At 27.6% G+C, this 10,420-nt stretch carries 8 protein-coding genes; 3 read left to right on the forward strand and 5 right to left on the reverse strand.

The window, feature by feature from the left end; genetic code table 11:
* Window positions 1-196 precede the first annotated feature (196 nt).
* Window positions 197-1,480 (reverse strand): APC family permease, encoded by a 1,284-nt coding sequence (locus tag E6A48_RS05285; RefSeq protein ID WP_219709030.1) that lies wholly within the window; start codon window positions 1,478-1,480, stop codon window positions 197-199.
* 50 nt (window positions 1,481-1,530) lie between these two features.
* Window positions 1,531-2,259 carry a gamma-glutamyl-gamma-aminobutyrate hydrolase family protein gene (locus E6A48_RS05290; protein WP_219709031.1) on the reverse strand — a complete coding sequence of 243 codons (729 nt, stop codon included), beginning with the start codon at window positions 2,257-2,259 and terminating at the stop codon, window positions 1,531-1,533.
* A 142-nt stretch (window positions 2,260-2,401) separates the two neighbouring features.
* Here E6A48_RS05290 and E6A48_RS05295 point away from each other — a divergent pair, with 142 nt between their 5' ends.
* The 3 genes from E6A48_RS05295 (at window position 2,402) to E6A48_RS05305 (ending at window position 6,897) form a co-directional block, all read left to right on the forward strand.
* Window positions 2,402-3,631, forward strand: coding sequence for a M20 metallopeptidase family protein (locus E6A48_RS05295; protein WP_219709032.1), 1,230 nt, complete (start codon window positions 2,402-2,404; stop codon window positions 3,629-3,631).
* Window positions 3,632-3,724: 93 nt separating this feature from the next.
* Window positions 3,725-5,329 carry a peptide ABC transporter substrate-binding protein gene (locus E6A48_RS05300; protein ID WP_219709033.1) on the forward strand — a complete coding sequence of 535 codons (1,605 nt, stop codon included), beginning with the start codon at window positions 3,725-3,727 and terminating at the stop codon, window positions 5,327-5,329.
* Between the two features lie 179 nt (window positions 5,330-5,508).
* Window positions 5,509-6,897, forward strand: a complete 1,389-nt coding sequence (locus tag E6A48_RS05305) for an MATE family efflux transporter (RefSeq protein ID WP_219709034.1) — start codon at window positions 5,509-5,511, stop codon at window positions 6,895-6,897.
* A 4-nt stretch (window positions 6,898-6,901) separates the two neighbouring features.
* On the opposite strand, the gene E6A48_RS05310 is transcribed toward E6A48_RS05305, so the two are convergent.
* The 3 genes from E6A48_RS05310 to E6A48_RS05320 all read right to left on the reverse strand — a co-directional run.
* On the reverse strand, window positions 6,902-7,357 hold the full coding sequence (locus tag E6A48_RS05310; protein WP_015274410.1) for a CvpA family protein: 456 nt from the start codon (window positions 7,355-7,357) through the stop codon (window positions 6,902-6,904).
* Between the two features lie 3 nt (window positions 7,358-7,360).
* On the reverse strand, window positions 7,361-9,304 hold the full coding sequence (locus E6A48_RS05315; RefSeq protein ID WP_219709035.1) for a methyl-accepting chemotaxis protein: 1,944 nt from the start codon (window positions 9,302-9,304) through the stop codon (window positions 7,361-7,363).
* 14 nt (window positions 9,305-9,318) lie between these two features.
* On the reverse strand, window positions 9,319-10,420 hold a 1,102-nt coding region (locus E6A48_RS05320; RefSeq protein WP_219709036.1), incomplete at its 5' end, for a methyl-accepting chemotaxis protein.

The raw sequence follows: 10,420 nt of genomic DNA on the forward strand, positions 1-10,420 counted from the left end.
ATTATTACGCTATCATTCTATTTTTTAAACAAAAAAAAACAAAATTTTTTTTATTACTGTTTATAATATTACATCTTACAGTTATTTTCAAATTTAAATATACTATTGTTGTGAAATAAAAGAACAATAATAGTAAAAAAATACTCCCTATCTCCTGCCAAATAAAACAAAAGATAAGGAGTATTTTATAAAATAATTATTTCTTTTTTGATAATTTCATTAAAAAATAAACAATAGCTCCTACTACAAGACCGCCCAAACCAAATATAATTTTCTTTAAATCTGATTGTGATAATAACCACAAACTAACAACTATAGCAATTATAGGAATAACAGGTCCAAGAGGAAGAGTAAAACCTCTCTCCATATCTGGAGCTTTTTTTCTCATTACTGGCACCGCCAAACAAGTAGGAATATATTGAGCAAAACGTGATACTACACTAATAGCTGCTAATGTAGTGAAACTTCCTGTAAGTGTTACTAATGCTGTTAATACAACAGATATTATTACAGCTACATAAGGAACATCTTTAGAGTTTCTTTTTGAAATAAAGCTTGGAAGCTGATTTTCATCAGACATAGCAACACCCGCACGAGGAGTTAAGAATGAAGAAGCTACATTAATACCGCCTATAGAAATCAAAGTACCAGCAGTAACCATAGCTCCTGCCCATTTACCTAAGAATTTTTCTGCCGCAGTAGCCACTGGTGTGCTTGTTGTAGCTAGAGAAGCTCCTAATATACCTATGCTGTTTACCTGAATAAGTATATATATTATAGCTACTAACACCAAAACTACACATATAGCCAAAGGAACATTCTTTTTAGCATTATCCATATCTCCTGCAGCAACACCTATAGATTCAAAACCTGTAAAAGCATAAAATATAAGTAAAGCAGCACTTCCAAATGTACCCTTTAATACAACTTCTCCATTTTCAGCAACTGGATTTACAAAGTTCTCACCTTTTATAAAGAAAATACCAACTGTAACGAACAATATTAAAGGTATTAATTTACCTGTAGTAACAATATTATTCATTATTTTGGATATTTTTACCCCCATAATGTTCATTATACCAAGCAAAACAAGTATGCTTATAGCAATAACTTTTTGCACTAGAGGATTTTGAGCCGGAGCCCAAACTGCACCTAATGCTGTAGGAAAACCCATAGCCATAGCAGCCCAAGCAATTATACTTATAGCCCATTTCATTATACCAACTTCAAAACCAACGAACTCGCCAAAAGCATCTTTTGCATAAAGATAAGGTCCACCATTATTCTTATACATTCCGCCCATTTCAGCAAAACATAATGCTATAGAAATAACCAAAAAAGCATCAAATATAATTACCCCTATACTCATTACACCAACTTCAGCATAAGCCTGATTTGGAAGCAAAAAAATACCTGTTCCAACTATAGCATTAATACCAAGTAATACTATACTAAAGAGCCCTAACTTATTACCCGACATAAAAAACTCCTTAAAAAATATTTTTAAAAAACAATATAAGAGGTAAAGGATTATCTCTTACAAACAGATATCAATTTTTTGAAAATATTTAAAGCGAAATCATAATGAGAATGCATCATTTCTGGGTGAAATTGTACTCCAAATACAAAATTGCCATTTTCTGTATATTCTACACTTTCAACTACACCATCTGTAGAATGACTTGTAGCAATTAAGCCTTTACCCAAATCTTTAATAGCCAAATGATGAAAAGAATTAACCCTTAAACTATCTCCTACTATCTCTCTGATAATACTTCCTTCTTTAGTTGTAATATTATGTGTAGGTTCATAGGGTTTAGCTGATTGAGAATGTTTTATATAACAATCTTTTATAAAAGATAAATCTTGATATAAGCTTCCTCCAAAGGCAACATTTATAATTTGACATCCTCGGCATATACCAAGTATAGGTTTTTTCATTTCTAAAGCATATTTTATTATTTTTAATTCATGATTATCTCTTCTAGGAAATATTCTTCCTAGTTTAGAATTAACTTCCTCTCCCCAATATATAGGGTCAATATCATACCCTCCAGAAAGAACAATACCATCAACATTAGAAATTTGCGTTTTTATATCATCATCATCATCTATCATCGGAATAATAAATGGTATCCCACCAGCTCTTGTAACAGAAAGCACATAATCATCATTTACATAAGCTCTCTCATAACCAGAAAAAACACCATCATTTTCAATAGCCAATATGCTACCACTTATACCGATAATAGGTTTCATAAAACACTCCATTTAATATTTAAATATAGCTTTAATTTCAAGTATAGTCAAAAACAAATAATTTGTCAAAAAAACTGATATAATTTATAATATAAAAATAGAATTTCTATTCAAAATAATATTCAAGCGGTATTTTAATTTTATGAAAAAAGACGACCTCAATATTTTAGATAATATAAAAACAAAAATAAAAGAAATAGAAAATGAACTTATAAACATAAGAAGGCATATACATTCATATCCAGAATTAAGCAATCAAGAATTTAATACTATGGAGTTTATATCAAATTATTTAAACTTGCATGAAATAAAACATAAAACAAAAATAGCAAACACTGGAATTATAGCAGATATTTTAGGAGAGGATAAAAGTTTTACTATTGCATTTAGGGCAGATATGGACGCTTTACCTATAGAAGATTTAAAACATTGCAGTTACGCTTCAAAAAATAAAGGAGTTTGCCATGCTTGCGGACATGATGTGCATACTGCAATAAATATGGGTATAGCAAGAATATTTTCAAACAAAGATAAAAATTTTGTTCCTCCATGCAATATAAGATTAATATTTCAGCCTGCAGAAGAAACAACAGGCGGAGCTTCTAATATGATAAAAGAAAATGCCTTACATAATGTTAATATTACCTATGCTCTTCATGTAGATGTAAATTCTGATGTAGGCAATATAAAAATAACTGATAGTATAGTTAATGCCAGCTGTCTAGATTTCAAAATAAAAATATACGGCAAAAAATCACACGGAGCTAATCCTGCTGACGGAGTAGATGCTATAGTAGTATCGGCAAATATTATAAACACCATACAAACCATCATAAGTAGAAGCACATATGTTGGAGAAAATGCTGTTATTACAATAGGCACTATTAACGGAGGAAAAGCTACAAATGTAATATGTGATTATGTGGAAATGACTGGAACTATTAGGGCATTAAGAGATACCACTATTAACAATATAATAAACAAAATAAAAAAAATAATTAAAAATATAGCTATATCAATGGAAGCAGACGGAGAGTTTATAGAAACAACTTATTTTCCTGGGTTAATTAATTGGAAAGAAGCTGCAAGTATTATAAGAGAAAATGCTATAGATTTATTAGGAGAAAAAAACGTATTAAATATAAAACCGTCTTTAGGAGCTGAAGATTTTTCTTATTTTATATTAAATAAGCCAGGAGCTTTTTTTAATCTTGGAGCCAGAAACAATAAAAAATCAATAACACCTAATGCACATAGCGGTTTATTTGATGTAGATGAATCCTGCATTGCAATAGGACTTACATTGCAAATAATGAATATATATAAAACCTATCTTCAAAGAGATAATTTCCCAATGGGAATGCATAGATAATATAATATTTTACAAATAATAAAAAAAACTTATTGACAAGATTATATTATAAAATATAATCTTTCTAAAAAATCCATACTAAGGGTGGGTAATATGAAACAATATATTATTATTCTTACCGCTTTATTCTTATCTATTTTATCTTGTACAAATAAAAAAACTATCGATGAAAACACTATTTATGTAAATCTTGGAGCAGAACCAAAAACTATAGACCCTGCTCTAAACATTACATTACAAGGCTCTACTTATGTAACACATTTATTTGAATGCTTAACTACAAAATATAAAGACATAGCCATTCAGCCAGGTGCTGCAGAAAGTTGGGATATATCTGAAGATGGTCTTACATATATATTTCATTTAAGAACCAATGGTAAATGGTCTGATGGAAAACCTCTAACAGCAAAAGATTTTGAATATTCTTGGAAAAGGGTTGTTGATCCAAATACAGCAAGCGAGCCTAGTTATTTATTTGAGCCTATACTTAATTTTTCTAATGTAAATGCGGGATATATGCCTGTTGATGAGTTTGGTATAAAGGCTTTAGATGATTATACATTAGAAGTAAAACTAGAATATCCTACTGCTTATTTTTTGGAACTTGTAAATCTTCCTGTATTCTCTCCTGTAAGAAAAGATATGGTTGAAAAAAATCCTGATAATTGGACTAGAGATCCTAAAACTTGTATTGGTAATGGTGCTTTTATGTTGAAAGAGAGAAAACCAGATGAAAGCATTACTGTTGTAAAAAATACTAATTATTGGGGAGCTGACACAATAGTTGCTGAAAGAATCAAATTCGTTCTTATGGATAATCCTAATTCTGCAGTTGCTGGTGTTAAAGAAGGCTCTCTTCATTTCTCTGACCAATTTCCATATCAAGACGTGGATACACTAAGAGAAGAAGGTTTAATAGATATAGCTACAAGAATAGGAACTCAATATTATGCACTCAACACTACAAATGAAACCCTAAAAGACAAAAGAGTAAGAAAAGCATTATCACTTGCTATAGATAGAAATTATATAGTAGATAATATTATAAAATCTGGTAAGCCAGCTGGTGCATTAGTGCCTTGGGGTGTTACAGATGTAGAAGGATATTTTAGAGATAATGCTGGTGAATATATAAGCACAAACAAAGCAGATTATCAAAAAAATGTAGAAGAGGCTAAAAGATTAATGGCAGAAGCAGGATATCCAAACGGGGAAGGTTTTCCTGTATTAGAGTTTTATCTTACATTTAGTAATGATATACCTATGTTTGAAGCTGTACAGAATATGTGGAAAGAGAATCTTGGTATAGATGTTAAGCTTACACAGATGGAGTTTGCACCGTTTATTCATGCATTTAGAACAGAAAGAAATTATACTATGGCGGCTGCAAGTTGGACTGGAAGCTACAATGACCCTACTACTTTTTTAGGTATGTTTGTTAGCTATTCATATAAGAATCACTCTCTATTTACAAACCAAGCTTTTGATGAAGCAATTAGTATAGCGTCAAAGACTACTGACCAAAATATTAGAATGAGAGAATTACACAAAGCAGAAAAAATACTTATAGAAGATGAGGCTGTGATTATACCTATTGCATATTTTGAACCTGCTGTATTAAAAAGTCCAAAATTAAAAGATGTATTCTATATACCTTTTGCTCAATATAAATTTTCTTATTCATACTTAGAAAAATAATTTTATATTAATAATTTATTATTTTTTATATCCTTATTATTATATATAATAAGGATATTTTTTATAAAAATTAAATTAATCTTAACTTTGCTCCACATAATATATTGACAAGTAATCAATCTATAATATATAATATTGCACTAAAATATATATATAATAATTCTTTGAGTAAATAAAATATGAACAATAGTCATTTGATTAAAAATAAATTATTTGGAAATTTGGATTTTTACAAATTATGCATTTCCATTGCTGTACCTGTAATGCTTCAGCAGCTTATAATGGGAATGGTGTCATTAATAGATAATTTTATGGTGGCAGAACTCGGTGATATAAAAATGGCTGCTGTAAATGTATCTAATCAGCTTAATTTTATATATTTAGTAATACTCAATACATGCTATGGTGCTGGTGGAATATATATGGCACAAAATGCTGGTGCTGACAACAAAGAAGGCATGCAGCAAGCTTTTAGATTCAAAGTGATACTTCCTTTTACTATATCTACTATATATATGATATTAATGCTTATAAATCCAGAAATATTTATGCGTTTAATGACAAATGGTAATAATTCACAAGAGGCAATATTAGCTTCAAGCACAAAATATATGAGTATAATTGCTTTTACATTTATACCGATATCAATTTCTGGTGCAATAGGAACTTCTTACAGAGAAATAGGCAAACCACATATACCACTTATAATATCAGTAATAGCAACATTCTGTAATACATTTGGAAACTATATTCTAATATACGGAAACTTTGGAGCTCCTAGACTTGAAGAAACTGGTGCTGCTATTGCAACTCTAATTGCAAGAATAATAGAGATGATATTATTTATAGTATACATCAAATTGCATAAAGAAAAGTTTTATGTGAGAACTAGAGAAATTTTAAAAGTAAAACTTAATGTATTTTATTCTATGCTAAAGAAATCTAGTTTAATATTTTTAAGTGAGATAAGCTGGGGACTTAGCGAGATGTTTATGACAGCACTTTACAACAGCAGAGGAGGTGCTGAAACTGTTGCGGGTATGGCTTCTGGTTTTACTATAGCTAATATATTTTATTTAGTATTTCAGGGAATATTTGTATCTACTATGGTTGTAGTTGGAGGAACGCTTGGAAGGGGCGAACTTGAAGATGCAAAAAATAAAGCAAGGTGGATATTAAATGGTTCTGTTATAGCGGGGGCTGTAGTTGGACTTGTACAAATGTCTTCTACCCTATTAATACCTTTTATATTTTCAAAATTAACACCAGATGCTCAGGGTATAACTAGAAGTTTAGTAATATTAATAGCTTCATATATGCCTGTTTGGACTTATATTAATGCTCAATTTGCTGTTTCAAGAGCTGGAGGTGATACTGTGTTTGGTTTTGCTGTGGATGTGCCTGTATCTTTACTTATGTTTGCACCTTTGGCTTTAATACTTGCAAAGTTTACTACAGTAGGGCCTGTTGCTATGTTTGGTATAGCGAAATTAACTGACTTCGCAAAAATTACAATAGGTGTTATAATGCTAAAAAAAGAAAGATGGGTAAGAAAATTGACAGAATAAAATCTTATACAAAATTATTCATATAATTATTAGTATTAAATATATTGTATATAAACATCAAAACCTTTGAGCTATATATAATACCGCCGTACTCTGTCATATTTAGCACAAAATATGATACAAGAGAAATGATAAGAGAAACTATAAAAAGCATAACTATTGCACCAAGAATTCTATCAACCCAAGATAAAAATATCATCTTCAAAACTTTTTTTATACTATCAGCCGCCTTTGAAAGTATTATTCTTATTACAGAATAACTTATAAGAAATGATACTATTTTTAATATAATAGAATGGTCAAAATATTTAGAAGCATGATTATATATAATTGGTGCTATAATAAAAGTAGATATTATTGCTATTACTGGTATTGTAATTGATATAATACCTCTATAAAAACCATAAATAAATATAAATACTAAAAATATTATTACAACTATATCAATATTATTAAACATACACTATTTTTTCAATAAAGTTATTATAGGTTTAAAAGCCATACTACTCTTATTTCTATGAGTGCTTATAATATTTGAAAGCGTTTCTATATAAGTATGTGAAGCAGATGAGTAATTACCTATTTTCTTTATAACATCATTAAGTTCATCTTTTACTTCTATAATTCTACTAAAATTACCTAAAATCTTAATAATATCAGCACCCTGAGAATCTATTTTTAAGTTTAAGCTATTTTGAATATCAAGCATAGCTACAATGTTCTCTCTTACAGAAGATACTATATCACTTTGCTCTTCTACTATCTTATACATAACATTATTATATTTTTCTAGTAATTTAAAATTCTCAAACTCTGTAGAAATTTTACTAATACGTTCTTCTATATTCTTACTATAAGCATCTATATTTTCAACAATTTTCTTAGTTTCATTTTCTATATTTTTACAATGTTCATCTATATAAAATGAAGAATTCTCTATTAAAACTAATCCTCCAAATATATCCGTTAGCATACTTTCTATAGATGCAGTACCCTTTGAAATCTCAAAAGACAATACTCCTATCTCTTTAGATACAACAGAAAAACTCTTACCCAAAATACCAGCTTTAGATGCCTGTATACCAGCATTAATAGAAAGTAAGTTTGTTTTATTAGTCATATTTTTTATATATTCTATAGTATCATATATATCTTCTGTTACTTTATTTATATCTTTGAAATTTTCAAAATGCTTTTTTATATTAATAATAGTATTATGAGAACTCTCTTCTATATTTCTATTTATTTCTTTCAAATCACTATTTAAAGAAGATATCTGTTCATAAGATAAGTTAGAAACATTCATATTAGACATAGTCTGAGATAAATCTCTAAAATGCTCCTGCATTTGATTTTTATATTTATCAAAAAAAGTAAATATAGTATTAGTAAATTTTATACCATCTCTAATAAGATGCTTTTTACTCTCTTTTGTATCCCCCAATTTATTTTTTGAATCTATAACTGTATTTATTTTACCTTCTATTATGCTTAAAGCGTCTTTATTTTCTTTATCTACTTCTAAAACAAACATAGAAGAATCCATAAAGTTTCTATCTACATTATTTAATTTTTCTGATATTTCATTTATCTCAGTTACAATATTTAAATTAGATTTTAATCTATTATTTAATATAGTATCCCTTCTTATAGACTCTAAAGCATTTCTTGTAAAAGAAGAAAATATAGCAACAGAGCTAATCAAATAAGATAATATAACAGCTAAATCTAATTTATCAAAATATATATCTTTTCTTATATTAAAAATATCTATATTTGTGATAACTAAAACAAAAGATAAAAGATTAGAAAGTATAATAATGCTATTTCCAACTATACTATATCCTAAAAATATATCAATTACCATAGGCACAAAAGCCATAGCATATATAATTAAGCTTAAATAAGTAAGATAAACAAAAAAATTACCACTGCCTAAAACAGTAAATGCCTTATCTGGAAAAGTTCTTAAAGTTGTATTAAAAAATGTATTTTTATTGATTATACTAAAAACGATAAGAGAAACTACTATTAATATAGTAACAAATATAATTAAATTACTAATATTTCCAACAATCTTCTCATTTTTTAAGAAAACTCTATTATTAATTGGAAGTAAAGCAATAATAAACAAAAATATTATATGATTAATTACATATAAATTAGAAGCTAATACAACATCATTACCAGATATACCCAAAAATATTATAATAAAAGATAGTATATTGTATATAAGTAAGAATAAAAGTGCTAAATCTACTATGATATAAATACGCTGTCTAGTTTTTATAAGTAATATTGTATAAAGCATAATAAATATAAAAACCATAGAAGTACCAATAATAGGTACTAATAATTCTATAATAGAAACATTATATCCCGGTATAAAACTAGTTAATACATTCATATATTCTTATGCCCTTATATTACTTTAGAATATTCATTAATAACTTTTTTAAGATTATCTGAATATTCCAATAATTTTTTAGTTTCATCATCAAGTTTATTTGTTATATCTTCAAAATCCTCACTTGTAGCAAGCAATTTGTTCATATCTCTCATAATATTTTTTATATCGATATTTTGATTATTAGCATTTTGAGATATGTCTGATATATAATCATTAAACTCTTCTATTTTTGTTTTTATATTCATAAAGTCGTTTTCTTCATTAACAATAATAGCACTCATATCAGATATAGAATTATACATTTTATCTGTACTCTTTATAATATTAATATTATAGTCATTTTGTCTTTCCATACTATTATTAAATTTTATTAATCTATTATAATAGGAAGAAGTTTCTCGCATTAATTCCATAGTACCAGCTTTTATACTATTGCTAGCATAGTTATAATTTTTAAATATTTCTTCTATTTGAAATAAAAGTTTTTGCATATTTTGAGTAATATTTCCTGTCTCAACTACTAACTCAGAAACCTCTTTAGATACTACATTAAAGTTATGATACCATTCTCCAGATTTAGAAGCCTGTATACTTGAATTAATAGAGAGTGTTTTAACCTTATCTTGCATATTTGTCATAAATGATAATATCTTATTTATTTGGAAGGATAATTGGTTAAATACTAAAGTTTTATCTAATATCTTTATTATATCATTTCTTTCTTTTTCTATATTAGATTGAAACTCCTCAAAACTTCTCAATATATTGACACTCTCAGATTGTAGAATATAAACTTCTTTTACTGATTCTTGTAATATATTAATATATTCCTCAAGCATATTTTTTTGCATTTCTGAACTAACTTGTAAATTAGGATAAGTTTCTATGAGTTGTTCTATTTTTTCTATATTTGTATTACCATCATTTACCTGGAAATTTTCTATGGTGATAAACTCATTGGTATTATCTATTACTTTAGCTATATCTGTTTTTAAATTATTAACAGATAAATTTGTATTTTTTACTTTATCTACTAAAGTACCTACAAGGCTATGAAAATGTTCTTTCAATTCAAGCAATTTAGATGAAGTATTTATTGCTGTGTTAATAATA

The organism is Brachyspira pilosicoli, from assembly GCF_019402445.1.
In the GTDB taxonomy this organism is placed as follows: domain Bacteria; phylum Spirochaetota; class Brachyspiria; order Brachyspirales; family Brachyspiraceae; genus Brachyspira; species Brachyspira pilosicoli_B.

Coding starts and splice junctions, on each gene's coding strand:
- E6A48_RS05285 (WP_219709030.1), bottom strand. CDS start 1,480: ATGTCGGGTAATAAGTTAGGGCTCTTTAGTATAGTATTACTTGGTATT.
- E6A48_RS05290 (WP_219709031.1), bottom strand. CDS start 2,259: ATGAAACCTATTATCGGTATAAGTGGTAGCATATTGGCTATTGAAAAT.
- E6A48_RS05295 (WP_219709032.1), top strand. CDS start 2,402: ATGAAAAAAGACGACCTCAATATTTTAGATAATATAAAAACAAAAATA.
- E6A48_RS05300 (WP_219709033.1), top strand. CDS start 3,725: ATGAAACAATATATTATTATTCTTACCGCTTTATTCTTATCTATTTTA.
- E6A48_RS05305 (WP_219709034.1), top strand. CDS start 5,509: ATGAACAATAGTCATTTGATTAAAAATAAATTATTTGGAAATTTGGAT.
- E6A48_RS05310 (WP_015274410.1), bottom strand. CDS start 7,357: ATGTTTAATAATATTGATATAGTTGTAATAATATTTTTAGTATTTATA.
- E6A48_RS05315 (WP_219709035.1), bottom strand. CDS start 9,304: ATGAATGTATTAACTAGTTTTATACCGGGATATAATGTTTCTATTATA.